The sequence below is a fragment of the Rhodopseudomonas sp. BR0C11 genome, assembly GCF_010820945.1.
GTDB lineage: Bacteria > Pseudomonadota > Alphaproteobacteria > Rhizobiales > Xanthobacteraceae > Rhodopseudomonas > Rhodopseudomonas palustris_H.
Genome location: NZ_QTKI01000838.1, coordinates 1 through 512 on the forward strand (window position 1 = coordinate 1; position 512 = coordinate 512).

The 512-nt window shown below is 70.7% G+C and carries 1 protein-coding gene; it reads left to right on the plus strand.

Annotated elements, in window-relative coordinates; all coding sequences use genetic code 11:
* Positions 1-512: methyltransferase (locus DYI24_RS27700; RefSeq protein ID WP_164574578.1), on the plus strand; the 512-nt coding region annotated here is incomplete at both ends.

A 512-nucleotide genomic window follows, 5' to 3' on the forward strand; every position in this document is an offset into this window, starting at 1 on the left:
TGCAAGGCTTGTTCGGGATCTGGCGGATCCTGTGGGGCTGTTGCGCGCGCCGCGCGGGGCGGGCGAGTTGGCGGCTTATTGGGCGTATGTGCGGGGCGAGCGGCCGGGCGAGCTGCCGGCCGATGCGATCGCCTCCTATACGGCGCTGATGGCGGCGTCGCAGCCGATGATCGCCCGCGAGGTGCTGCACGTCTATTCGTTCCGCGACCACCGCTGCCTGCTCGACGTCGGCGGCGGCGACGGCTCGTTCCTGTCGGCGGTCGCCGCCCAGGCGCCGCAGCTGCGCTGCATGCTGTTCGATCTGCCGGCGGTCGCCGCGAAGGCCGCCGCCCGGTTCGAGGCGAACGGCCTGAAGGAGAGGGCGACCGCGGTCGGCGGCAGCTTCACCACCGACCCGCTGCCCGAAGGCGCCGACATCATTTCCCTCGTCCGGGTGATCCACGACCATGACGACGAGGTCGTCGAGGCGCTGCTGCACGCCGTCCACAAGGCCTTGCCGGATAACGGAAAAC